The organism is Burkholderia sp. MSMB1072, from assembly GCF_001524725.1.
GTDB lineage: Bacteria > Pseudomonadota > Gammaproteobacteria > Burkholderiales > Burkholderiaceae > Burkholderia.
On record NZ_LOYC01000071.1, the window covers coordinates 50681 to 74517 of the forward strand.

The following is a 23837-nucleotide window of genomic DNA, read 5'->3' on the forward strand; positions in this document are numbered from 1 at the left end:
AGGGCCGCGCGCATCCCCCGGTCAGGAGAAGGCAATGTTCAACGCAGTCATCGACGCGCCGTTCGGCAAGGTCGGCATCCGCACCGATGCCGCGGTGGTGCGCGAGATCGTCTATCTGCCCGAATCGATGAAGTCGGTCGAGCCGGATTCGGCGCTCGCGAAGCGCGCGGTCGAGCAGATCGAACGTTATTTCGAGTGCGCGTCCGCCCGCTTCGACCTGCCGCTCGCCGACGTCGGCAGCGCATTCCAGCACCGCGTGTGGGACGTGATCAGCGATATCCCGCCCGGTACGGTGCTGACCTACGGCCAGGTCGCGAAGCGGATCGGCAGCGCGCCGCGCGCGGTCGGCCAGGCGTGCGGTGCGAACTACTTCCCGCTCGTGATCCCGTGCCATCGCGTCGTCGCGGCGGGCGGCCTCGGCGGGTTCGCGAACCACGACGACAATGGTTATTACCAGCAAGTGAAGCGCTGGCTGCTGACGCACGAGGGCGTGCCGTACCGATGAGCGAACCGCTGATTTCCCCCGAAGCCGACGGCGATGCCGTCGCGGCGTCGCCCGCGCTGCTCGCGAGCCGCGCGTCGATCGACGTGTTCTGCGATGCGCTGTGGCTCGAACACGGGCTCGCGCGCAACACGCTCGATGCGTACCGGCGCGACCTGGCGCTGTTTTCCCAATGGCTGGCCGCGACGCACGACGCGCCGCTCGACTCGGCCGACGAGGCGATGGTGACGGGCTACATCGCCGCGCGCAGCGACGGCAAGGCGACGTCGTCGAACCGGCGACTGTCGGTGTTCCGCCGCTATTACGGCTGGGCCGTGCGCGAGCATCGCGCGAGCGCCGACCCGACGCTACGGATCACGTCCGCGAAACAGGCGGCCCGGTTTCCGTCGACGCTGTCCGAGGCGCAGGTCGAGGCGCTGCTCGGCGCGCCCGACATCGGCACGCCGCTCGGCCTGCGCGATCGCACGATGCTCGAGCTGATGTATGCGAGCGGGCTGCGCGTGAGCGAGCTCGTGACGCTGAAGACGGTCGAGGTCGGCCTCAACGAAGGCGTCGTGCGCGTGATGGGCAAGGGTTCGAAGGAGCGGCTCGTGCCGTTCGGCGAAGTCGCGCACGGCTGGATCGAACGCTACCTGCGCGACGCGCGACCGGCGCTGCTCGGCGCGCGCGCGGCCGACGCGCTGTTCGTGACCGCTCGCGGCGACGGGATGACGCGCCAGCAGTTCTGGAACATCATCAAGCGGCACGCGCAGCAGGCCGACGTGCGCGCGCACCTGTCGCCGCACACGCTGCGGCATGCGTTCGCGACGCACCTGCTGAACCACGGCGCCGACCTGCGCGTCGTGCAGCTGCTGCTCGGCCACAGCGACATCTCGACCACGCAGATCTATACGCACGTCGCGCGCGAGCGGCTCAAGACGCTGCACGCGCAGCACCACCCGCGCGGCTGACGCGCGCCCGAGCATGCGGCGCCGCACGCGCCGATGCGGGCTCACGCGTGTGCGGCGGCCGCGTCAGATCAGTTCGCGCAGCCGGTGCTTGAGCACCTTGCCGGTCGACGCGGCCGGCAGGGCAGCGAGCACGCGGACATGCGCAGGGCGTTTGTAAGCCGCGAGCCGATCCGCGCACCACGCGTGCAATGCCGCCTCGTCCGCCGTCGCGCCCGGCACCAGCTCGACGAACGCGAGCACTTCCTCGTTGCCTTCGATCGCGCGGCCGATCACGGCCGCCTGCACGACGTCCGGATGCGCGTTCAGCACCTGTTCGACCTCGACCGGATACACGTTGAAGCCCGAGCGGATGATCAGTTCCTTGCTGCGGCCCGCGATCGTCACCGCGCCGTCCGCGTCCTGCCGCGCGAGATCGCCGGTGCTCAGCCAGCCGTCCGGCGACACGGCCGCGCGCGTCGCGTCCGCGTCGCGGTAGTAGCCGAGCATCACGTTCGGCCCGCGCACGCGGATCTCGCCGACTTCGCCGGGCGGCACGTCGGTGCCGTCCGGCGCGACGATCCGCATGTCGACGCCCGGAATCGGCACGCCGACCGAACTGTCCGTGCGCGGCGCGTCGAGCGGCGTCTGCGTGATCGTCGGGCTGCTTTCGGTCATCCCGTAGCCGTTGTGCAGCGGCACGCCGTACAGGCGCTCGACGCGCGCCTTCAGGTTCGCATCGAGCGGCGAGCCACCCGAATACGCGAAGCGCAGCCGCGGCGCGCGCCATGCGTGGCCGTGCGTGTGCAGGTGTTCGAGCAGCTTTGCGTGCATCGCGGGCACGCCCTGGAAGATCGTGACGCCTTCGTCGGCGAGCGCGACGCGGACGGCTTCCGGCGAGAAGCGCGGCGCGAGCCGCAGCGTCGCGCCCGCGTACAGGCTGCCCAGGCATACCGACGCGAGCCCGTACACGTGGGACACGGGCAGCACCGTGTAGGCGACGTCGTCGGGCGACACGCGGCGCAGCGTGCTCGATGTCGCCGCGATGAACAACAGGTTGCGGTGCGACAGCATCACGCCCTTCGGCATGCCGGTCGTGCCCGTCGTGTAGATCAGCGCCGCGCATTGCTCGGCGCCGTCGGCGGCCACCGGTTCGGCGGGCGCGCCCGCATCGACCCGATACGACCACGTGCCGATGTCGACCGGCAGTGCGCCGGTGGGCGCGGCGCCGAGCCGCTCGGCATGGGTGCGCGCATCGGGGGATACATCTGTCGTGAATGCAATCAGCTTCGGGTGCGCATGCGCGGCGATCGCGTCGAGCTCGGCGGCCGACAGCCGCGCGTTCGACAGGAGCGCCCAGGCGTCGAGGCGGGCGGCCGCGAACAGCAGCACGATCTGCGCGACGCAGTTTTCCGCGACGATCATCACGCGGTCGCCACCTTGCACGCCCAGGCTCGCCAGCCGTGCTGCCGCCGCTTCGATGGCCCGTGCCAGCTCGCCGTACGACAGGCGGCGCGCATCTTCGATCAGCGCCGGATGCGCAGGCGATTGCGCGGCCCGATGGGCAGGCACGTCGGCGATGCGACGCGGCAGCGCGGCGAGCAGCGCATCGACGTCGAGCGATTCGGATGAACGGCGAGGCGAGGACATGGCGTCTCCAGAAGAGGGGCAGGCGGCGGCTGACGATATTTGCGAACGATCGTGCCACGACGGCGCGCGCGCCACAATCGGCCAATCGGGCAATAGCGCTTCGCGATGCCCGCAACGATGACGCGTGCAATCGTCGTCAAGAGGCGGCGGGCCACCCGGCGGAAAAACCGGGCCGCGAGTATACCGTCGGCGCGGGCATGCCATTGCGCGCGCGCCGATCGTTCGCCATTAAAATGCCGCCATGAGCAAATCCAGACACGTGTCCGAAACCCCCGCGACCCAGTTGCTGCGCCGCCACGGCGTCGCATTCGGCGAGCATCCGTACGAATACGTCGAGCACGGCGGCACCGGCGAATCGGCGCGCCAGCTCGGCGTCGACGAGCATAGCGTCGTGAAGACGCTCGTGATGGAAGACGAACACGCGAAGCCGTTGATCGTACTGATGCACGGCGACCGCACCGTGTCGACGAAGAATCTCGCGCGGCAGATCGGCGCGAAGCGGGTCGAGCCGTGCAAGCCCGAGGTGGCGAACCGCCATTCGGGCTATCTCGTCGGCGGCACGTCGCCGTTCGGCACACGCAAGGCGATGCCCGTCTACGTCGAGGCGACGATCCTCGAATTGCCGACGATCTACCTGAACGGCGGCCGGCGCGGCTACCTCGTCAGCCTCGCGCCGGCGGTGCTCACGTCGCTGCTCCGCGCGCAGCCCGTGCAGTGCGCGAGCGTCGACTGAGGGTTTCACCTTCGTGGCAGTCCGCGCCCGTTCGGTAGAATGGGCGCCGTTTCGGCTTGCCGGCTTGCCGTGCACCGCCGTCCCTTTCCCGATACGTTGAAAGAAGAGTTCCCCGCATGCAGATCCTGCTCGCCGCCCTCGTTGCCTACCTGATCGGTTCGGTGTCGTTCGCCGTCGTCGTCAGTTCCGTGATGGGCCTGGCCGACCCGCGTTCGTATGGATCGAAGAATCCCGGCGCGACCAACGTGCTGCGCAGCGGCAACAAGAAGGCCGCGATCCTGACGCTCGTCGGCGACGCGTTCAAGGGCTGGATCGCCGTCTGGCTCGCCCGGCGCTTCGGCCTGCCCGACGTCGCGGTCGCATGGGTCGCGATTGCCGTGTTCCTCGGCCACCTGTACCCGGTGTTCTTCCGCTTCCAGGGCGGCAAGGGCGTCGCGACCGCGGCCGGCGTGCTGCTCGCCGTGCACCCGGTGCTCGGGCTCGCGACCGCGTTGACCTGGCTGATCGTCGCGTTCTTCTTCCGCTATTCGTCGCTCGCGGCACTGGTGGCGGCCGTGTTCGCGCCGGTGTTCGACGTGTTCCAGTTCGGCATGCCGGGCCACAACCCGATCGCCTGGGCCGTGCTCGCGATGAGCGTGCTGCTCGTGTGGCGCCACCGCGGCAACATTTCGAAGCTGCTCGCGGGACAGGAGAGCCGGATCGGCGACAAGAAGAAGGCAGCCGCGGACGGCGGCGCGCACGACGGCGGGAAAGCCTGAGAAGGCGCGGCGCTTGCCGCGCGCCGGGCGCGCCGCGTATGCGGGGCCCGGCCGGACGACGTGACGGGCCGGCGGCCGGTCAGTCGCGGAAGTTGTTGAAGTCGAGCGGCGTGTCGGTCACGTCCTTGCGCAGCATCGCGATCGTGCTTTGCAGGTCGTCGCGCTTCGCGCCCGAGATGCGCACCGCGTCGCCCTGGATGCTCGCCTGCACCTTGATCTTGCTGTCCTTCACGAGGCGCACGATCTTCTTCGCGAGGTCTCCCGTCACGCCTTTCTTCACGGTGACGATCTGCTTGACCTTGTCGCCGCCGATCTTCTCGACCTTGCCGTAGTCGAGGAAGCGCACGTCGACGTTGCGCTTGGCCAGCTTGCCGATCAGCACGTCCTTGACCTGGCCGAGCTTGAAATCGTCGTCGGCGAACAGCGTCAGCTCGCGTTCCTTCTGCTCGACGCGTGCGTCGGAGCCCTTGAAGTCGAAGCGCGTCGAGATTTCCTTGTTCGACTGCTCGATGGCGTTCTTCACTTCGATCATGTTCGCTTCGGAAACGACGTCGAACGATGGCATGGCATTCTCCCTTGAGATGCGGGCGCCCGGCTCGCGCGCGGGCACTCGCTATAATTGCGGACTGTTTGCCATTTTACCGATGCCCCTCCGTTTGCCCAAGGCCGGCCATGCGCCGCCCGGGCCGACGTGACCGCGAATGCCGATGCCTCCTGACGATTCCGCCCTGTCGCTGCTTCCCGACCATCCGCTCGCCGCGCACAACACGTTCGGCATCGCCGCGCGCGCGCGTTTCGCCGCGCGCATCACCCGAGCGGCCCAGTTCGAGGCGCTGCATCGCGACCCGCGGGTCGCGAACCTGCCGCAGCTCGTGCTCGGCGGCGGCAGCAATATCGTGTTCACGCGCGATTTCGACGGCGTCGTGCTGCTCGACGAGATCGCGGGCCGCGGCGTCGTGCGCGAGGACGACGATGCATGGTACGTCGAGGCCGGCGGCGGCGAGAACTGGCACGCGTTCGTCGCGTGGACGCTCGAGTGCGGGATGCCGGGCCTCGAGAATCTCGCGCTGATCCCGGGCACCGTCGGCGCCGCGCCGATCCAGAACATCGGCGCGTACGGCCTCGAGATGAAGGCGTATTTCGATTCCCTGGTCGCGGTCGAGCTGGCGACGGGGCGCCGCGAGCGTTTCGACGCCGCGCGCTGCGCGTTCGGCTATCGCGACAGTTTCTTCAAGCGGGAAGGGCGCGGCCGGTTCGCGATCGTCGCGGTGACGTTCCGGCTGCCGAAGCAATGGGCGCCGCGGCTCGGCTACGCGGACGTCACGCGCGAACTCGACGCGCGCGGCATCGCGCCCGATGCGGCGACGCCGCGCGACGTGTTCGACGCGGTCGTCGCGATCCGCCGCGCGAAGCTGCCCGACCCGCTGGTGCTCGGCAATGCGGGCAGTTTCTTCAAGAATCCGGTGATCGACGCCGCGCAGTTCGATGCATTGCGCGCCCGCGCGCCGGAGATCGTGTCGTATCCGCAGCCGGACGGGCACGTGAAGCTCGCGGCCGGCTGGCTGATCGACCGCTGCGGCTGGAAGGGTCGCGCGCTCGGGGCGGCGGCCGTGCACGACCGCCAGGCGCTCGTGCTCGTCAATCGCGGCGGCGCGACCGGCGCCGACGTGCTCGCGCTGGCGCGGGCGATCCAGGCCGACGTGCGCGCGCGGTTCGGCGTCGAGCTGGAGGCGGAGCCGGTCTGCCTGTAACGCAGTGCGTGCGCCGGTTTTGGCGCATCCAAACGAAAAGCGCCGATCATCGACCGGCGCTTTTTTACGCGTGTGCGTTGCGGCGCGTCAGTGCTTGAGGCGGCCGAGCAGCAGGAACTCCATCAGCGCCTTCTGCACGTGCAGGCGGTTTTCCGCTTCGTCCCACACGACGCTCTGCGGGCCGTCGATCACGCCGGCTGTCACTTCCTCGCCGCGGTGCGCGGGCAGGCAGTGCATGAAGAGAGCATCCGGATTCGCATGGCCCATCATTTCCTCGTCGACGCACCAGTCGGCGAATGCCTGCTTGCGCGCCTCGTTCTCGGCCTCGAAACCCATGCTCGTCCATACGTCGGTCGTCACGAGATCGGCGCCCTTGCACGCCTCGTTCGGATCGTCGAACACCTCGTAGAACGGCGCGCTGTCGGGCGACACGAGCTTCATGTCGAGCGCATAGCCGGGCGGCGTCGACAGGCGTAGCTTGAAGCCGAGGATCTGCGCGGCTTCGATCCACGTGTACAGCATGTTGTTCGCGTCGCCGACCCACGCGACGGTCTTGCCGGCGATCGGGCCGCGGTGTTCGTAGTACGTGAAGATGTCGGCGAGCACCTGGCACGGGTGATATTCGTTGGTCAGGCCGTTGATCACCGGCACGCGGGAGTTCTGCGCGAAGCGTGTGATCACGTCCTGCTCGAACGTGCGGATCATGATGATGTCGACCATTCGCGAGATGACCTGCGCGGAATCCTCGACGGGTTCGCCGCGGCCGAGCTGCGTGTCGCGCGTGCTCATGAAGACGGCGTGGCCGCCGAGCTGGAAGATCCCGGCCTCGAACGACAGGCGCGTGCGCGTCGAGCTCTTCTCGAAGATCATCGCGAGCGTGCGGTCGTGCAGCGGGTGGTAGGTCTCGTAGTTCTTGAACTTGCGCTTCAGGATACCCGTGCGTTCGAGCACGTACTCGTAGTCTTCCAGCGAGAAATCCTTGAACTGCAGGTAGTGACGAATGGTTTTGGCGGTCATGAAACGAAATACGGCGGGTCTCACCCGGCAGCGAGGCCGGACGGCGCCGCCGTCGGGTGTGGATAACTCAAAGCAGCATAAAGGATTTTCCGTGCTTTGACGAGCCGTGGCGCGACGCGGCGCTGGATCGCCGTGCACGACCGGCGGCGTGGGAGCGGGGGTGTCGGGACGACGCGCGATGGCGCGCTGCGGTATAATTCGAAAGTTTTCTCCAGCCCGGCAGGCAAGGCTTTTCGCGCTCTGCCGGACACAAGCCGTGCGCTGCACACATCCGGTGCAGTCCACCGGCGGCGCGCCTCGACGCCCCGTTTTCGGGATATCGATCGGCTCGTGCCGCCGACCCTCCAGCTTTGTGTTCGCGTACCCAGGCGCCGTTGCCTGGGCATCGCCGGGCCGTCACTTGGGTAACCACATGGCTGAAACCCCTCCGACCGAATTTTTCATCCAGGGCATCACGAAAGACGGGAAAAAGTTTCGCCCGAGCGACTGGTCGGAACGACTGGCCGGTGTGATGGCCTGCTTCGGGCCGGGGGCGAGCGGGCCGAATGCGCGTCTCAAGTATTCGCTGTACGTGCGCCCGACGATGCTCGGCGACCTGAAATGCGTGATCCTCGATTCGCGGTTGCGCGACATCGAGCCGATGGCTTTCGATTTCGTGCTGAACTTCGCGAAGGACAACAACCTCGTCGTGACCGAGGCGTGCGAGCTGCCCGACTACAACACGAAGAAGTGAGTGATGTCGACGGGCGAGGGCGCGTGCTGCGCCCGCCCGGACGAATGCCGCCGCCGTGCGTGATGCGTAGGCGACAGGCAACAAAAAGCCCGCCGAGGCGGGCTTTTTTGCGATCGCAGGAAACAGGAGCACCCGCCGAAGCGGGCACACCGGATTTACGCTGCTGCCTGCAGACCCTTGACGGCTGCGGCCAGGCGGCTCTTGCTGCGAGCGGCCTTGTTCTTGTGAACGATCTTCTTGTCGGCGATCGTGTCGATCGTCTTCACGGCACCCTTGAACAGCTCGGCAGCCTTTGCCTGGTCGCCGGCTTCGACAGCCTTGCGAACCGACTTGATCGCGGTACGGAATTTCGAGCGCAGCGCCGAGTTGTGCGAGTTTGCCTTCGCGGCCTGACGGGCGCGCTTGCGTGCTTGTGCGGAGTTAGCCATGACGGTTCCTTATCCTGTCCTGTTTCCAGAGCTTGGAGCCTGACGGCCAAGCGCTGCTTTTCGATCCGTCCCCTGAGAACGATTGCCCAGGGGCGCATAAAAAAACGGTGATTTTAACCGAGGCCGGGACATGAAAACGGCAGTTGCCGTGCATGTACGAGCCCAGAAACCGGCGATTATAGCAACAAAATCAAGCGAGTGGCAAGTTCGACGTAACGCCCGCCGGGCGGGGCGCCGGCGGCGGGTGCGCTTTTCGGCATCGGCCGGTGGCCGGGTCGCGCAACGTCCGTATAATAAGCGCCCCATGAATCTATTCCGAGCCCTGCTGACGGTCAGCGGCTTCACGCTGCTGTCGCGCGTGACCGGACTGGCCCGCGAGACGCTGATCGCCCGTGCGTTCGGCGCCAGTCAATACACCGACGCGTTCTACGTCGCCTTCCGTATCCCGAACCTGCTGCGCCGCCTGTCCGCCGAAGGCGCGTTCTCGCAGGCATTCGTGCCGATCCTCGCCGAGTTCAAGAACCAGCAGGGTCACGATGCGACGAAGGCGCTCGTCGACGCGATGTCCACCGTGCTCGCGTGGGCGCTGGCCGTGCTGTCGGTCGTCGGGATCGCCGGCGCGTCGTGGGTCGTGTTCGCGGTCGCGTCCGGCCTGCACGGCGACGGCCAGGCGTTCCCGCTCGCGGTCACGATGACGCGGATCATGTTCCCGTACATCGTGTTCATTTCGCTGACCACGCTCGCGTCGGGCGTGCTGAACACGTACAAGAGCTTCTCGCTGCCCGCGTTCGCGCCGGTGCTGCTCAACGTCGCGTTCATCGCCGCGGCCGTGTTCGTCGCGCCGCACCTGAAGGTGCCGGTCTACGCGCTCGCGTGGGCCGTCATCGTCGGCGGCGTGCTGCAGTTTCTCGTGCAGTTGCCGGGCCTGAAGAAGATCGACATGGTGCCGCTGATCGGCCTCAACCCGCTGCGTGCGCTGCGTCATCCGGGCGTGAAGCGTGTGCTGGCGAAGATGGTGCCCGCGACGTTCGCGGTCTCCGTCGCGCAGTTGTCGCTGATCATCAACACCAACATCGCGTCGCGCCTCGGGCAGGGCGCCGTGTCGTGGATCAATTACGCCGACCGCCTGATGGAATTTCCGACGGCGCTGCTCGGCGTCGCACTCGGCACGATCCTGCTGCCGAGCCTGTCGAAGGCGCACGTCGATGCCGATTCGCACGAATATTCGGCGCTGCTCGACTGGGGGTTGCGCGTCACGTTCCTGCTCGCGGCGCCGAGCGCGCTCGCGCTGTTCTTCTTCGCGACGCCGCTCACCGCGACGCTGTTCAACTACGGCAAGTTCGACGCGCATACCGTCACGATGGTCGCGCGCGCGCTCGCCACCTACGGGATCGGCCTCGTCGGCATCATCCTGATCAAGATCCTCGCGCCGGGCTTCTATGCGAAGCAGGACATCAAGACGCCCGTGAAGATCGCCGTCGGCGTGCTGATCGTCACGCAGCTGTCGAACTACGTGTTCGTGCCGCTGATCGGCCATGCCGGCCTCACGCTGAGCATCGGCGTCGGCGCATGCCTGAACTCGCTACTGCTGTTCCTCGGGCTGCGCAAGCGCGGCATCTACCAGCCGTCGCCGGGCTGGCTGCGCTTCTTCGTGCAACTCGTCGGCGCGGCGCTCGTGCTCGCGGGCCTGATGCACTGGTGCGCGATCAGTTTCGACTGGACCGGGATGCGCGCGCAGCCGCTCGATCGCATTGCGCTGATGGCGGCGTGCCTCGTGCTGTTTGCTGCACTATATTTCGGTATGTTGTGGGTGATGGGCTTCAAATACGCTTACTTCAGAAGGCGCGCCAAGTGACGACCGCAATGACCCGCGTCCTCGACTACTTCAGCACGCTCGTGGCGGACGACGACAGTCTGCCCGTCACGGAAGCCGCGCTGTCGCTGGCGCAGGACGCGTATCCCGACCTCGACCTGCAGGGCACGCTGGCCGAACTCGACATGCTGGCGGCGCGGCTGCGCCGGCGGCTCGCCGACGATACGGACCTGAAGGGCCGCGTCGCCGCGCTGAACGACTTCTTCTTCCGCGAGCTCGGCTTCGCGTGCAATCACAACGATTACTACGACCCCGATAACAGCCACCTGAACGCCGTGCTGAAACGGCGGCGCGGGATCCCCATCTCGCTGTCGGTGCTGTACCTCGAGCTCGCCGAGCAGATCGGCGTGCCGGCGCGCGGCGTGTCGTTCCCCGGACATTTCCTGCTGCGCGTGACGCTGCCGGACGGCGACCTGATCATCGATCCGACCAACGGCCATTCGCTGTCCGAAGCCGAGATGGTCGAGATGCTCGAACCGTACGTCGCGCGTGCGGCCGGTGCGGTCGACAGCGCGTTGCGCGCGCTGCTGCAGCCCGCGACGAGCCGCGAGATCATCGCGCGGATGTTGCGCAACCTGAAGACGATCTACCTGCAGACGGAACGCTGGCAGCGGCTGCTCGCGGTGCAGCAGCGGCTCGTGATCCTGTTGCCCGAGCAACTCGACGAAGTGCGCGACCGCGGCTTCGCGTATGCGCGGCTCGACTACCTGCGTCCCGCGCTCGAGGATCTCGAGCAGTATCTCGGCGAGCGGCCGGAGGCGGAAGACGCGACCGTCGTCGAGTCGCAGGTCAGCGAATTGCGGCAGCGGATGCAGCGCGACGGCGAAGATTGAGTTGAGTTGCCCGCGCGCCGCTGCCGGCACACGAAAAAAACGCCCGCATCGCGGGCGTTTTTCTTGCGCGTGCGGCGACGTCGGCCGCATCCGGATCGCGCCGCCGGCGCAACCCGCGCGTTCGCCCGATCGTACGGGGTGCCACAGCGCAGCGGCGACACGTGCGCGATCGTGCACATCGCGGCAGGCAAAAAAAAGCCGCCCGGAACGGGCGGCTTGCGGGTGTGCGACGCGCTGCTTACTTCAGTGCGGCAAACGCGCGCTCGCGGATTTCGTCGACGGTGCCGAGGCCCGAGATCTTGCGATACTGCGGCGCCTTCAGGCCGTTCTCCTCGCCGCGCTGCGCCCAGTCGCCGTAGTACGTGATCAGCGGCTTGGTCTGCGCTTCGTACACTTCGAGACGCTTCTTGACGGTTTCTTCCTTGTCGTCGTCGCGCTGGATCAGCGGTTCGCCCGTCACGTCGTCGTGACCTTCGACCTTCGGCGGGTTGAACTTGACGTGGTACGTGCGGCCCGATGCCGGGTGCGTGCGGCGGCCGCTCATGCGTTCGATGATTTCCGAGAACGGGACGTCGATCTCGAGCACGTAGTCGATCGCGACGCCGGCTTCCTTCATCGCGTCAGCCTGCGCGATCGTGCGCGGGAAGCCGTCGAACAGATAGCCGTTCGCGCAGTCGGATTCCTTCAGGCGTTCCTTGACGAGGCCGATGATCAGCGCGTCCGGCACGAGCTTGCCGGCGTCCATGTAGCTCTTCGCCTCGACGCCGAGCGGCGTGCCGGCCTTCACGGCGGCACGCAGCATGTCGCCCGTCGAGATTTGCGGGATGCCGAATTTTTCCTTGATGAAGTTTGCCTGGGTGCCCTTTCCCGCGCCGGGCGCGCCCAACAGGATCAAACGCATGGTGATATCTCCAAGTATGTAGATTCGTGTGGCGAGACACGAAGGCGTCGGCGACAGCGGGCGCGGGGCTTGCCCGGCGCGCGGCGGATCGGTCTGATGCGGCGCGTCGGCCAGGGCGACGCGCGGCTGCCGGCAAGGCCACGGGCGGGGTCAAGCGAGGACGCGCTGGTCGCGGACGGCTCGCACAATCGCCTGATTATGCCACGGGTTATTTTGAACCCGGCTGAAAAAGGGCCTGCACGCGCGCGAGATCGGCCGGCGTGTCGATGCCGGCTTCGGGCGCGGACTCGGTGATCAGCACTGCGATGCGCTCGCCGTGCCACAGCGCGCGCAGCTGTTCGAGCTGCTCGGCCTGTTCGATCGGCGCCTGCGCGAGCGACGGATAGGTGCGCAGAAAACGCGCGCGATACGCATAGAGGCCGATGTGCCGATAGACCGGGAAAGCCGGTGCCGGCATGGCCGCGACGTTCGGCCAGTGCGGCTGGTAGGCGTCGCGGCTCCACGGAATCGGCGCGCGCGAGAAGTACAGCGCGACGCTCTGCGCGTCGAGCGCGACCTTCACGACGTTCGGGTTGAACACGTCGGCCGCGTCGTGGATCGGGTGAGCTGCGGTCGCGATCGCGCACGCCGGATGCGCGGCCAGGTGCGACGCTACGTCGCGCACGAGCACGGGGTCGATCAGCGGTTCGTCGCCCTGTACGTTGACGACGACGGTGTCGTCGCGCCAGCCGAAGGCCGCCGCGACTTCCGCGAGCCGGTCGGTGCCGGACGGGTGATCGGCGCGTGTGAGCACCGCTTCGAAGCCGTGATCGCGCGCCGCGTCGAGCACGCTCTGCGCGTCGGAGGCGACGAGTACCTGCTGCGCGCCCGCCTCGCGCGCGCGCTCGGCGACACGCACGACCATCGGCTTGCCGCCGAGATCGGCGAGCGGCTTGTTCGGGAGCCGCGTCGACGCGAGCCGGGCGGGAATGACGGCGATGAAGGGTTGCGGGTGAGTCATCGGGAAGCGTTGGGAAGAACGGGGCGGGCGACGCCGGAAGCCGGTCGTCCGGCGGAGTGCGGCGACCCGGCCGGGGCCGGGCCGTCGGTTTCGAATCGGTGCGCCGGGCGAGCGGCGCGGCGGTTCAGCGGCCGGCCGGGTCGACCGGCGTGCCTTCGACGGTCTGGCGCGCTTCGTCGACGAGCATCACCGGGATGCCGTCGCGGATCGGGTAGGCGAGCTTGTCCGCGTTGCAGATCAGCTCCTGCGCGGCACGGTCGTAGTGGAGCGGGCCTTTGCAGATAGGGCACACAATGATTTCAAGCAGGCGAGCGTCCACGGAGTTTCTCCACAACGAGGGCAATGAGGCGAGGGTCGAGCGCGGCTTCGACGGGGACCACCCACAGTCGGGCGTCGCGCCAGGAAGCGCCCAATTTTACTGCATCCTTCTCGGTGATTAGGATCGCATCGACGGCGTCGTCGACGAACGGATTGTCGGCGAACGCGTAATGGTCGGGCAGCGCGCGGGTCGCCGGCGCGAGGCCGGCCGCGCGCAGCGTCGCGAAGAAGCGCTCCGGCGCGCCGATGCCGGCCGCGGCGAGCACGCGTTCGTTCGCGAATTGCGACAGCGGGCGGCGCAGCGCGGGCTGGTCGAGGTGCCACGCGGCGCCGGGCGTCAGCGCGAGCGCGTAGGTGTCGGGCCACGGCGGCAGCGCGCCGCTGTACGGATCGTTGACGAGCGTCGCGTCGCGGTGCCGCGACAGCGGCTCGCGCAGCGGGCCGGCCGGCAGCAGGAAGCCGTTGCCGCCGAGCCGGTGGTCGAATACGACGAGTTCGACGGTGCGCGCGAGACGGTAATGCTGCAGGCCGTCGTCGCTGACGATCACGTCGACGTCCGGATGCGCGGCGCGTAGCGCCTGCGCGGCCGCGACGCGGTCCGGGCACACCCACACGGGCGCGCCGGTGCGGCGCGCGATCAAGAGCGGTTCGTCGCCGGCCGCGCCCGCACGCGACGCCGGCGTGACGGCGGTCGGCGCCTTCACGTTCGCGCCATAGCCGCGCGACACGACGCCGGGCGTGAAGCCGGCCGCGCGCAGCGCGTCGACGAGCGCGATCACGGTCGGCGTCTTGCCGGTGCCGCCGACGGTCACGTTGCCGACCACGACCACCGGCACGCCGACGTCGACCGGCTGCTTCCAGCCTTGCGCGTAAGCGGTGCGCCGCAGCGCCGCGCACAGGCCGAACACGCATGCGAACGGCGTGAGCGCCCACGCGAGCGCGCCGCGCCGCTGCCATTCGCGTGTCAGGCGCGCTTCGAGTCGCGCGAGCGGGCCGCCGGGCGCGCTCATCGGGCCGGGCGCGGCGCGTCGTGCGCCGCGGCGAGGGACGGATTCGTCAAGGCGGATTCTCCGTTGGGCGGCGCATGCCGCAGGGTCCGTGGAAGGCGGCACTCTAGCGCGCCGCACGCGGGCGCGGCAAGCGTGACCGGCCGCCGCGGCGTGCGGGGCCGGATCGGGCCGGCCTGTGGATAACTCTGTGAAAAACTCCCCGGTCGATTGCCTCAAACGCCCGTCCGGCGGGCATCGAATCGGATGGGAATCATTCTGAAAGCTTTAAAAAATTATAAAAATCAACGCGTTACGAAGAATTGTCTGGCTTTTTTAGCGGTTTCCGAGCGTTTTACGCGGACGAATGCCAGAGTGTGGACACCTTTTCCGTGCGCGGCGGCGAATGCGGGGGCGCTGGACGTCGCGTGCATGTCGGACTATCGTGACGCCGCCAGCATTCATCCGACCGCCCATGCTTTCCGATTCTCCTTTTTCCGCACCCGGCGCCACGCGCGGCGGCGACGAAGTGATTCCCGTTTCGGCGCTCAATCGTGCGATTTCGACGATGCTCGAGCGTTCGTTTCCGCTGCTGTGGATTTCCGGCGAAGTGTCGAATTTCACGCGCGCCGCGAGCGGCCACTGGTATTTCTCGATCAAGGACCAGCAGGCGCAGATGCGCTGCGTGATGTTCCGCGGCCGTGCGCAATACGCGGAATTCACGCCGCGCGAAGGCGACCGCATCGAGGTGCGCGCGGTCGTCACGATGTACGAGCCGCGCGGCGAAGTGCAGCTCAATGTCGAAGCGGTGCGGCGCACCGGGCAGGGGCGTCTGTACGAGGCGTTCCTGCGGCTGAAGGCGCAGCTCGAAGGCGAGGGCCTGTTCGCGCCCGAGCGCAAGCGGCCGTTGCCGGCGCACCCGCGCGCGATCGGCATCGTCACGTCGCTGCAGGCCGCCGCGCTGCGCGACGTGCTGACCACGCTCGCGCGGCGCGCGCCGCACATTCCGGTGATCGTCTATCCGGCCCCCGTGCAGGGCGCCGGTTCCGCCGAAAAGCTCGTCGCGGCCGTCGCGACCGCGAATGCGCGGCGCGAGGTCGATGTGCTGCTGGTCTGCCGCGGCGGCGGCTCGATCGAGGATTTGTGGTCGTTCAACGACGAAGCGCTGGCGCGCGCGATCGCGGCGAGCGAGTTGCCGGTGGTGAGCGGCGTCGGGCACGAAACCGACTTCACGATCGCGGACTTCGCGGCCGACCTGCGCGCGCCGACGCCGACCGGCGCGGCCGAACTCGCGAGCCCGCAGCGCGCGCTGCTGCTGCGCGAGGTCGACGACCGCCGGCGTGCGCTTGCGCGCGGCATGGCGCGCCGGCTCGAACAGCGTGCGCAGCAGCTCGACTGGCTCGCCCGCCGGCTCGTGAGCCCGGCCGAGCGGCTGCAGCGGCAGCGCACGCACGTCGAGCAGCTCGCGGTGCGGCTGGCATCGGCCGCGGCGCGGCCGGTGCGCGATGCACGTGCGCGTTTCGCGCTCGCGCAGCTGCGCTGGCAGCGCGCGCGGCCCGATCCGTCACAGGCGCGCCACGCGCTCGCGGGGCTGTCGCAACGGCTCGCGAGCGCGTTGCAGCGTCGTCATGAACGCGACACGGCGCGTGTGTCAGCCTGTGCGGCGCGGCTCGAGGTGCTGAGCCCGCAGCGCACGCTCGAGCGCGGCTATGCGGCGCTGATCGATGCGCAGACGGGCCGCGCGGTGCGCGCGCCGAATGCGCTGAAGCCGCAGCGGCGGCTGACCGTGCATCTCGCCGAAGGCTCGGCCGACGTGTCGCTCGCCGACGTGCAGCCACGGCTGACCGATACGATCTGACGTAAGCGGTGCGAGCAAAACGCGAGGCACGCCGCAACGCGTGCCGCGCGGCCGGGCACGAATACTGCGCATCGTCGGGTTCGCCCTGCCGGACGTTGCGCCAGCATCGCTTTTCCGCATACCGCGGATAAATGGCCCGCGAGTTTGCGGGGATATTCGTCCTCGCCTACAATCGGACGCTCGGCAGCATTCAACACAAGCCTCCCTACATACTCAACGAAGGAATCGCCATGGCTCATACGCTCCCGCCGCTCCCGTACGCTGAAGACGCACTCGCGCCGACCATCTCGAAAGAGACGATCGAGTACCACTACGGCAAGCATCATCAGGCTTATGTGACGAACCTGAACAATCTGATCCCCGGCACGGAATTCGAAAACCTGCCGCTGGAAGAGATCGTGAAGAAGTCGTCGGGCGGCATCTTCAACAACGCCGCGCAAATCTGGAACCACACGTTCTTCTGGAACAGCCTGTCGCCGAACGGCGGCGGCGCACCGACGGGCGCGCTGGGCGATGCGATCAACGCGAAGTGGGGTTCGTACGACGCATTCAAGGAAGCGTTCACGAAGGCCGCAGTCGGCACGTTCGGTTCGGGCTGGGCATGGCTCGTGAAGAAGGCCGACGGTTCGCTCGACATCGTGTCGACGAGCAACGCAGCCACGCCGCTGACGACCGCCGACAAGGCGCTGCTGACGATCGACGTGTGGGAACACGCGTACTACATCGACTACCGCAACGCACGTCCGAAGTTCGTCGAAGCGTTCTGGAACATCGTGAACTGGGACTTCGCAGCGAAGAACTTCGCGTAAGTCCGGCGCCTGCGCGCCGCCACGGCGCGCGGCATCGAAAAAAGCCCTCGTTTCGAGGGCTTTTTGTTTTTTGTCCCGCCCCGAACGCGGCGCGTGGGCCGGATCAGCCGGCCATGCCGAGCAGCCAGCCGAACGCCGCGCTCGCGATCACGACGGCCCACGGCGGCACGCGCCAGAACACCAGCGCGACGAAGGCGACCAGCGCGGCGGCCAGATCGCGCGGCGCGACGATCGTGTCGGTCCAGACGGGGCGATAGAGCGCAGCGAGCAACAACCCGACGACGGCCGCGTTCACGCCGGCGAGCGCGGCCTGCATCCGCGCGCTGCGGCGCAGGCGCTCCCAGAACGGCGCGGTGCCGGCGATGAGCAGGAATGACGGCGCGAAGATCGACACGAGTGCGATCGTGCCGCCGAGCCAGCCGTTCGGCGCATCGCGCAGCGACGCACCGAGGAATGCCGAGAACGTGAACAGCGGCCCCGGCACGGCCTGCGCGACCCCATACCCGGCGAGAAACGCCGAATCGCCGACCCACCCGGGCGCGACCACCGCCGCCTGCAGCAGCGGCAGCACCACATGGCCGCCGCCGAATACGAGCGCACCCGTGCGGAAGAACGCGTCGACGACGGCGAGCGTGTCGGAGCGCAGCGCGCGGGCCGCGAACGGCAGTGCGACGAGCAGCGTCGCGAACACGGCGAGCCACAGCACGCCTGCCCGCGGCGACACGTGCAGCGGCAACGGTTCATGCGCGTCGCGCGCCGGTTGCGGCAGCAGCACCAGCCCGGCCGCTCCCGCCACGACGATCACCGCGATCTGCGTCCAGGCGGCCGGCGCGAGCAGCGCGACGCACGCGGCCGCGGCCATCAGCGTGACGCGTCGCGCGTCCGGGCACAGCGTACGCGCCATGCCCCACACCGCTTGCGCGATCACCGCGACCGACACGATGCGCAGCCCGTGCAGCGCACCCGCTTCGATCGGCGCGCCCGACGCGTGAACGCCGAGCGCGAACAGCATCATCAGCAGCGCCGACGGCAGCGTGAAACCGAGCCACGCGGCGAACATGCCGGCATAGCCGGCACGCGCGAGACCGATCGCCATCCCGACCTGGCTGCTCGCCGGACCCGGCAGGAACTGGCACAGCCCGACGAGATCCGCATAAGTGCGCTCAGTGAGCCAGCCGCGCCGCGTGACGAATTCCGCGCGAAAGTAGCCGAGATGCGCGACCGGCCCGCCGAACGACGTGAGGCCGAGCCGCAGGAACGCGACGAATACGGGCCACGGATGGCGGGCGGGGGCGGGGAGGGTCGACGTGTTCAAGGCGGTGCGGGCGGCGGACGGAACGAGCCGCCACGATAGCGCAACTCGGCGGCCGCGGGCAGCGCATCGAGGCCGATGGGGGCCGTCGTGCGGCGTTCAGTACGTGCCGTCGCCGAGCCCGCTCGCGCGGCGCAACGCGTCGATGTCCACGAGCTCGATCTCGCCGACGTGCAGCCGCACGACGCCGTCGGCCTGCAGCGCCTTCAGCAACTGGTTGGTGGTCTGCCGCGTCAGCGACAGCATCGACGCGAGCGTTTCCTGCGACAGCCGGACGTGCGTGCGCCCGGCGCTGATGCCGCCGTAGCCTTCGGCGATCATCAGCAGTCGCGCGGCGAGCCGTTGCGCGGCCGGCATCACGCTCATCGACTCGACGGTCAGGAAGCTCAGGCGCAGCTTTTGCGCCATCAGCAGCGCGAACTGCCGCCAGTACTGCGGCGTCGTATCGAGGATCGCGAGCAGCGCGGCCTGCGGCACGTGCAGCAGCAGCGCGTCGTCGAGCGCGATGGCGTCGTGCGTGCGCGGCTGGCCGTCGAACAACGCGATCTCGCCGAACCACGTGATCGGCTCGGCCACCGTCAGCAGCGTTTCCTTGCCCTGCGGATCGACCGCACCTATCGTGAGTGAACCGGCCAGCACCGCGTACAGCCCGCACGGCGGGTCGCCGCGCCGGAACAGCGCGTGGCCGGACGGCAGACGGCGCAGCGTCGCGCGGGCGATCAGTTCGGCGCGCAGCGCGGGGGGCAGCGCGGCGAACCACGGGTTCGCTTCGATCTGCGGCAGGTACGGGGCGAGCGAGGAAGGCATGGGCACGCGATGTCGGGTAGCTGACAGAGGTTCTCGGGCGTGACGCGCATCATAGCGCTCGATAGCCGATCAGGAGACGCCATGAAAACCCTCGAAGACCATCTTTCCCAGTATGCGGCCTACCATCGCGACGCGCGCAACATCGCGACGCATCTGGTCGGCATCCCGATGATCGTGTTCGCGGTCGAGGTGCTGCTGTCGCGGCCGGCGATCGGCGCGCTGGCCGGCATTGCGTTGTCGCCGGCGCTGCTGCTCGCCGTCGTGTCCGCGGCGTTCTACCTGCGTCTGGACCTGCGGTTCGGGATCGTGATGACCGTGCTGCTCGCGCTCGGCCTGTGGGCCGCGCAGTCGCTGGCGCTGCTGCCGACCGCGCAATGGCTCGCGATCGGCGTCGGCGCGTTCGTGGTCGGCTGGATCGTGCAGTTCGTCGGGCATTGGTTCGAAGGCCGCAAACCCGCGTTCGTCGACGATCTGGTCGGCCTGATCGTCGGGCCGCTGTTCATCGTCGCCGAGGTCGCGTTCTTCGCGGGGCTGCGCGGCGACGTGCGCCGCGAAGTCGAGCGGCGCGCGGGCCCGGTGCACGGCGGCACGCATTCGCATGTCTGACAGGCCGGCCGGGCCGGTCTGCGTGTTCGGCGCAGGCGCGGTCGGCTGCTATCTCGGCGGCCGCCTCGCGGCGGGCCGCGCGACCGAAGTCGACTGGATCAATGGTGAAATCGTGCGGCTGGCCGGGCGCTTCGGTGCGCCGGCGCCGGTCAATGCGCGACTCGGCGCGCTCGTCCACGACGCGGCACGCGCGGCGGCGCGCCCGGCGTGGCGCGGCGATGCGCTGTGGGCCGACCTGTCCGCGCGGGCGCCGCGCGTGGGCCATGTACGGGCCGCGTAGGCCGGCGTCGCACCATCCGCCGTCGGCGCGGGCCGTGCGTAACGGCTAAGATGCGGAGTGCGTCATACGACGCCTTTGCGGAGCAATCGCCATGGTGGATCGCCCGACTCTCGATGCCTACGAGGCCCATGCCGCGCAATACGCGCAGGACTGGCTCGATCAGGCCGCGCCCGACGACATGTACGCGCTGCTCGAACAGCATTTCTCGCCGGGGCTGACCGCCGACGTCGGCTGCGGCGCGGGGCGCGACACGGCCTGGCTCGCGTCGCGCGGCTTCGACGTGCGCGGCTACGACGCGAGCGCCGCGCTGCTCGACGAGGCGCGACGGCACCATCCGGGTCTGGTTTTCGAGCTGGCCGTGCTGCCGGCGCTGGCCGGCGTACCGTCCGGCGCGTTTCGCAACGTGCTGTGCGAAACGGTCGTCATGCATCTCGAACAGGCGGACGCAGCGGCCGCCGCCGCGCGGCTGGCCGAGCTGCTGATGCCGGGCGGCACGTTGTACCTGAGCTGGCGGGTGGCCGGAAACGGCGTGTTGCGCGACGAGCGCGGCCGCCTCTATACGCCGCTCGACTCGGCGCGGATGCATGCGGCGCTGGGCGCCGGCGTGCATGTGATCGACGAACACGAGGTCGTCAGCGCGTCGTCCGGCAAGCGCGTGCACCGGCTGATCGTGCGCAAGGCGGCCGGCGACGCGTGAACGCGGCGCGCCATCGGGCTCATTCGCGGCTGAGCGCCGCTTCCCAGTTGATGTCGACGCAGAGCACCTGCATGCCCGTCGCGGCCGGTGCGGCGATCGATGCGGTCACGCACAGGTGCGCCTCGTTGATCGACAGGTACGGCGCCGTCAGATGCACGCCGCCCGGCGCGCGCATCGCGTCGATGAAATACGGGCGGCGTTCCCAGCTCGCGCCTTCGGAATGCAGCAGCGGCCGGAAGCGTTTCGCGCGTTGCGACACGCTGCCGCGCGCGAGCACGTTGTCGCCGATCTGGCGGCCCGACGCGTCGAGCAGGAAGCAGCGCGCGGTCTCCGGCAGCCCGAGCACGGCGGCGGCCGCGTCGGTGAGCGATTCGCCCGCGCCGAGTTTGCGGCTCGCTTCCTCGAGCGCGGCGACGTACGGTGCGAGCCGTTCCGCCTGCGTGCGCTCGCGCTGCGCGACGCGCAGCCGCAGCGCGGCCGACAGCGTGTCCATGCAGCCCGCGGCGGCCTGCGGCTGCACGGGATCGACGCTCGGCCCCGCGAAGTACTGGCCCTGCACGAAATCGACGTCGCATTCGAGCGCGATCAGCGCGTCGCGTTCGGTCGCGAGCCCGCCCATCAGCACGAGCTGGCCGGATTCGTGCAGCAGCGACACGAGCCCCGGCAGCACGCGTTCGAGATGCGAGTGCTCGCTCGCCTGCGCGAGGATGCCGCGGTCGAGCGTGACGATGTCCGGATGCAAATGCCACACGCGATCGATGTTCGAATGCTTCGCGCCGAAGCCGACGAGTGCGATCAGGAAGCCGGCCTTGCGCAGCCCGTCGATGATCGCCGCATAGCGCGGCGTCTCGCCGCCGGCCTGTTCGGGCACCTCGAGCACCACGCGGTGCGGCGGCAGCCCGAGCGCCTTCAGGTTCGCGAGCAGCGCGTCGCCGTAGATGGTGTCCATCAGCGCGGCCGGATGCAGGCTCAGGAAGAGCCATTCGTCGTGGCTGTCGAACGCGTGGAAGTTACCGAGATGCAACGATTCGGCGAGCCGGCCGAGCTCCAGCAGGTCGCCGCGCCGCGCCGCCTGCGTGAATACCTCGTGCGACGCCACCTGGCGGCTTTCCTCGTCGTGCGCGCGCAGCGACGCGTGATAGCCGATCGCGCGCCGGTGCGACACCGAGAAAACGGGCTGGAACACGCTGAACACGGTGTAGCCGCCGTACAGCACGGTGCGCCGGTTCCCGTCGTCGCCGGCGACAGGGCGGGGCGGCTGAAAGCCGGGGGGATCGATTTCGATCATGCTCATGATGTCGGCCGAAGGAAGACTGCCAGTTTACCTACAGAATAGGCGAGCAAGAAGCATGCACGGCAGCGCGCCGCGTGCGGCCGCCATTCGCGGTCGGTACGCGCACGCGTGCCCGGCCGCGTTGCACCGCGATGGTGCGCGCGAGCCCGATTCGGCGCGCACCGCGCGTCACGCGCGCTCGGACGGGTCGGTCTTGCGCGCGGTGCTGCGGATCTCGGGCGCGAGCTGCGCGAAGATCCACGCGGAGGCGGCCGTGATGATCCCGACGCAGATGAACGTTGCATGGAACGCCGGCAGCGTGTTGCTCGGCGTCACGGTGCGCAGCATGCCGGTGAACGTCGCGAGCAGCGCGCCGGCGACCGTGACGCCGAGGCTCATCGACAGCATCTGCACGAGCGAGAACAGGCTGTTGCCGCTGCTCGCGCCGCCGGTGCCGAGATCCTTCAGCGTCAGCGTGTTCATCGCGGTGAACTGCATCGAGTTGAAGCCGCCGAACAGCGCGAGATGCACGACCTTCACCCACACCGGCACCGTGTCGCGCATCAGCGCGAAGCTCGCCATCATCACGCCGACCATGATCGTGTTCGCGAGCAGCACCTTGCGGTAGCCGTGCCGCGTGATCAGGCGCGTGATGATCCGTTTCGAGAACATGCCGGCCGCCGCGACCGGCAGCATCATCAGCCCGGCCTCGAACGCCGAGTAGCCGAGGCTCACCTGCAGCAGCAGCGGGATCAGGTACGGCATCGCGCCGCTGCCGATCCGCGCGAACAGGTTGCCGAGCAGCCCGACGCTGAACGTGTGGATCTTGAACAACTCCAGCGAGAAGATCGGCTGCGGCGCGCGCACCGCGTACAGCCCGTACGCGACGAAGCACGCGAGGCTCAGGATCAGCAGCACCAGCACGGCCGCGTGCTGCATGCCGAGATCGGCGAGCCCGTCGAGCGACAGCGAGATCGCGACCATCCCGATCGTCAGCAGCAGATAGCCCTTCAGGTCGAAGCGGCCGGCGGCCGGGTTGCGCGAATCGGGCATCGAATAGAAGGTCGCGATGCAGCCCGCGACGCCGACCGGCACGTTGATCAGGAAGATCCAGTGCCACGACGCGATCTTCACGAGCCAGCCGCCGAGCGTCGGCCCGATCAACGGGCCGATCAGGCCCGGAATCGCGACGAACGACAGCGCGGGCAGGTAGCGCTCGGCCGGGAACGTGCGCAGCACCGCGAGCCGCCCGACCGGCAGCAGCATCGCGCCGCCGACGCCCTGCACGACGCGGAACGCGACGAGCTGCGTCAGCGTATGGGCGTTCGCGCACAGCAGCGAGCCGAGCGAGAACACCAGGATCGCGCTGAAGAACACGCGCCGCGTGCCGAACGTGTCGGCAAGCCAGCCCGACACGGGGATCATCACCGCCATCGTCAGCGAGTACGCGATCACGACCGATTGCATCCGCAGCGGCGATTCGCCGAGGCTCGCGGCCATCGACGGCAGCGCCGTGTTGACGATCGTCGCGTCGAGCGTCTGCATGAAGAAGCCCGTCGCAACGAGCCAGAGCATCACGGTGAGGTTCTTTTCGCCGGGAGCGGCGGCGGGTGGGCGTTGGAACATGACGGCGGGGACGGTGGCGCGGGACAGCCGACATTGTAGGGAAAGCCGCCGCGCCGTGCAGTTCGGGGCGCTGTGTCGGGTGGCCCGCCCGGCCCGGCCGCCGGATGCCTGTCTCCGTCGGGCGGCCAGTACAGTTCAGCCGAAAGTGTCTGCGGCCGTA

The 23837-nt window shown here is 68.8% G+C and carries 24 protein-coding genes and 1 pseudogene; 13 read left to right on the forward strand and 12 right to left on the reverse strand.

Going from position 1 to position 23837, the window contains the following annotated elements:
* Positions 1–34: 34 nt before the first annotated feature.
* Complete coding sequence (locus WS89_RS30145; protein ID WP_059795739.1) at positions 35–505, forward strand: methylated-DNA--[protein]-cysteine S-methyltransferase; 471 nt, start codon at positions 35–37, stop codon at positions 503–505.
* Complete coding sequence (xerD, locus tag WS89_RS30150) at positions 502–1452, forward strand: site-specific tyrosine recombinase XerD (RefSeq protein ID WP_059795741.1); 951 nt, start codon at positions 502–504, stop codon at positions 1450–1452. The genes WS89_RS30145 and xerD overlap by 4 nt, the downstream gene beginning before the upstream one ends.
* Before the next feature lie 63 nt (positions 1453–1515).
* Here the strand turns inward: xerD and WS89_RS30155 are convergent, their stop codons facing one another.
* Positions 1516–3078, reverse strand: coding sequence for a class I adenylate-forming enzyme family protein (locus WS89_RS30155; RefSeq protein ID WP_059795743.1), 1563 nt, complete (start codon positions 3076–3078; stop codon positions 1516–1518).
* A 241-nt stretch (positions 3079–3319) separates the two neighbouring features.
* On the opposite strand from WS89_RS30155, the gene ybaK reads away from it, so the two are divergent.
* Positions 3320–3811 carry a Cys-tRNA(Pro) deacylase gene (ybaK, locus tag WS89_RS30160; RefSeq protein ID WP_059504665.1) on the forward strand — a complete coding sequence of 164 codons (492 nt, stop codon included), beginning with the start codon at positions 3320–3322 and terminating at the stop codon, positions 3809–3811.
* 116 nt (positions 3812–3927) lie between these two features.
* The gene (gene plsY, locus WS89_RS30165) at positions 3928–4569 is read left to right on the forward strand and encodes a glycerol-3-phosphate 1-O-acyltransferase PlsY (RefSeq protein ID WP_034208220.1); all 642 of its coding nucleotides are present in this window, start codon (positions 3928–3930) and stop codon (positions 4567–4569) included.
* A 79-nt stretch (positions 4570–4648) separates the two neighbouring features.
* On the opposite strand, the gene WS89_RS30170 is transcribed toward plsY, so the two are convergent.
* The gene (locus tag WS89_RS30170; protein WP_034208219.1) at positions 4649–5134 is read right to left on the reverse strand and encodes a YajQ family cyclic di-GMP-binding protein; all 486 of its coding nucleotides are present in this window, start codon (positions 5132–5134) and stop codon (positions 4649–4651) included.
* Positions 5135–5270: 136 nt separating this feature from the next.
* Here WS89_RS30170 and murB point away from each other — a divergent pair, with 136 nt between their 5' ends.
* Entirely contained in the window at positions 5271–6320 is a 1050-nt protein-coding gene (gene murB / locus WS89_RS30175) for a UDP-N-acetylmuramate dehydrogenase (RefSeq protein ID WP_059795744.1), read from the forward strand.
* An 87-nt stretch (positions 6321–6407) separates the two neighbouring features.
* On the opposite strand, the gene argF is transcribed toward murB, so the two are convergent.
* Positions 6408–7337 (reverse strand): ornithine carbamoyltransferase, encoded by a 930-nt coding sequence (gene argF, locus WS89_RS30180; RefSeq protein WP_006482207.1) that lies wholly within the window; start codon positions 7335–7337, stop codon positions 6408–6410.
* 412 nt (positions 7338–7749) lie between these two features.
* Between argF and WS89_RS30185 the strand changes: the two genes are divergently transcribed.
* The gene (locus WS89_RS30185) at positions 7750–8070 is read left to right on the forward strand and encodes a DUF3579 domain-containing protein (protein ID WP_011546046.1); all 321 of its coding nucleotides are present in this window, start codon (positions 7750–7752) and stop codon (positions 8068–8070) included.
* Between the two features lie 155 nt (positions 8071–8225).
* Here the strand turns inward: WS89_RS30185 and rpsT are convergent, their stop codons facing one another.
* Positions 8226–8498, reverse strand: coding sequence for a 30S ribosomal protein S20 (rpsT, locus tag WS89_RS30190; protein WP_059795746.1), 273 nt, complete (start codon positions 8496–8498; stop codon positions 8226–8228).
* Positions 8499–8802: 304 nt separating this feature from the next.
* Between rpsT and murJ the strand changes: the two genes are divergently transcribed.
* A complete protein-coding gene (gene murJ / locus WS89_RS30195; protein WP_059504672.1) occupies positions 8803–10353 on the forward strand; it encodes a murein biosynthesis integral membrane protein MurJ in 1551 nt (516 codons plus the stop codon).
* Positions 10354–10361: 8 nt separating this feature from the next.
* Positions 10362–11204 (forward strand): SirB1 family protein, encoded by an 843-nt coding sequence (locus tag WS89_RS30200; protein ID WP_011546044.1) that lies wholly within the window; start codon positions 10362–10364, stop codon positions 11202–11204.
* 238 nt (positions 11205–11442) lie between these two features.
* Here WS89_RS30200 and adk read toward each other — a convergent pair whose 3' ends face one another.
* The 4 genes from adk to lpxK all read right to left on the reverse strand — a co-directional run bounded on the left by adk (position 11443) and on the right by lpxK (position 14433).
* A complete protein-coding gene (adk, locus tag WS89_RS30205; RefSeq protein WP_059504675.1) occupies positions 11443–12105 on the reverse strand; it encodes an adenylate kinase in 663 nt (220 codons plus the stop codon).
* 208 nt (positions 12106–12313) lie between these two features.
* Positions 12314–13105, reverse strand: coding sequence for a 3-deoxy-manno-octulosonate cytidylyltransferase (gene kdsB, locus WS89_RS30210; protein ID WP_059795747.1), 792 nt, complete (start codon positions 13103–13105; stop codon positions 12314–12316).
* Positions 13106–13229: 124 nt separating this feature from the next.
* Positions 13230–13424 (reverse strand): Trm112 family protein, encoded by a 195-nt coding sequence (locus tag WS89_RS30215; protein WP_006482216.1) that lies wholly within the window; start codon positions 13422–13424, stop codon positions 13230–13232.
* A complete protein-coding gene (gene lpxK, locus WS89_RS30220) occupies positions 13405–14433 on the reverse strand; it encodes a tetraacyldisaccharide 4'-kinase (protein ID WP_027812762.1) in 1029 nt (342 codons plus the stop codon). The genes WS89_RS30215 and lpxK overlap by 20 nt, the downstream gene beginning before the upstream one ends.
* A 451-nt stretch (positions 14434–14884) precedes the next feature.
* Here lpxK and xseA point away from each other — a divergent pair, with 451 nt between their 5' ends.
* Both xseA and sodB read left to right on the forward strand, forming a co-directional pair.
* Positions 14885–16267, forward strand: a complete 1383-nt coding sequence (gene xseA / locus WS89_RS30225; protein WP_059795748.1) for an exodeoxyribonuclease VII large subunit — start codon at positions 14885–14887, stop codon at positions 16265–16267.
* A gap of 230 nt (positions 16268–16497) precedes the next feature.
* Positions 16498–17076 (forward strand): superoxide dismutase [Fe], encoded by a 579-nt coding sequence (gene sodB / locus WS89_RS30230; RefSeq protein WP_006489396.1) that lies wholly within the window; start codon positions 16498–16500, stop codon positions 17074–17076.
* Positions 17077–17179: 103 nt separating this feature from the next.
* On the opposite strand, the gene chrA is transcribed toward sodB, so the two are convergent.
* Positions 17180–18391, reverse strand: a complete 1212-nt coding sequence (gene chrA, locus WS89_RS30235) for a chromate efflux transporter (protein WP_059795750.1) — start codon at positions 18389–18391, stop codon at positions 17180–17182.
* A 96-nt stretch (positions 18392–18487) separates the two neighbouring features.
* Complete coding sequence (locus WS89_RS30240) at positions 18488–19195, reverse strand: Crp/Fnr family transcriptional regulator (protein ID WP_059504684.1); 708 nt, start codon at positions 19193–19195, stop codon at positions 18488–18490.
* Positions 19196–19276: 81 nt separating this feature from the next.
* Between WS89_RS30240 and WS89_RS30245 the strand changes: the two genes are divergently transcribed.
* From WS89_RS30245 to WS89_RS30255, 3 genes and pseudogenes are all read left to right on the forward strand, one after another.
* Positions 19277–19801, forward strand: coding sequence for an Mpo1 family 2-hydroxy fatty acid dioxygenase (locus WS89_RS30245; RefSeq protein WP_059795751.1), 525 nt, complete (start codon positions 19277–19279; stop codon positions 19799–19801).
* Between the two features lie 64 nt (positions 19802–19865).
* Positions 19866–20081: pseudogene (locus WS89_RS30250) on the forward strand (ketopantoate reductase C-terminal domain-containing protein); the annotation flags it as partial.
* Between the two features lie 91 nt (positions 20082–20172).
* Positions 20173–20778, forward strand: coding sequence for a class I SAM-dependent methyltransferase (locus tag WS89_RS30255; protein ID WP_059795754.1), 606 nt, complete (start codon positions 20173–20175; stop codon positions 20776–20778).
* A gap of 19 nt (positions 20779–20797) precedes the next feature.
* Here the strand turns inward: WS89_RS30255 and WS89_RS30260 are convergent, their stop codons facing one another.
* Together WS89_RS30260 and mdtD are read right to left on the reverse strand one after the other, a co-directional pair.
* Complete coding sequence (locus WS89_RS30260; RefSeq protein WP_034208206.1) at positions 20798–22072, reverse strand: EAL domain-containing protein; 1275 nt, start codon at positions 22070–22072, stop codon at positions 20798–20800.
* A gap of 168 nt (positions 22073–22240) precedes the next feature.
* Positions 22241–23677 (reverse strand): multidrug transporter subunit MdtD, encoded by a 1437-nt coding sequence (gene mdtD / locus WS89_RS30265; RefSeq protein ID WP_034208205.1) that lies wholly within the window; start codon positions 23675–23677, stop codon positions 22241–22243.
* Positions 23678–23837 lie beyond the last annotated feature (160 nt).